Consider the following 237-nt stretch of genomic DNA (forward strand, 5'->3'; position numbering starts at 1 on the left):
CTCACCGGTCAGGCGGCGATGTTCCCCGCGACCTGGATCCTCTCCGATGCGCGAGCGGCGGGGGTGGAGCCCGGCTACATGAACTTCCCCACGCTGGACGCCGATGTCGCCCACATGTGGGGGGGCTACCTCGTCGCGTGGGGGATCAACCCCGAAAACGGTCGCGTCGAGGCGGCCGAGAGCTTCATCGACTTCTTCTTCCAGGACGACGTGTACACCGACTTCCTCACCTCGGTG

At 66.2% G+C, this 237-nt stretch carries 1 pseudogene; it reads left to right on the forward strand.

The window, feature by feature from the left end:
- A pseudogene (locus KVS71_RS18805) lies at positions 1–237 on the forward strand (sugar ABC transporter substrate-binding protein); the annotation flags it as partial.

It is taken from the genome of Microbacterium sp. GbtcB4, from assembly GCF_019091465.1.
Lineage (GTDB): Bacteria > Actinomycetota > Actinomycetes > Actinomycetales > Microbacteriaceae > Microbacterium > Microbacterium paraoxydans.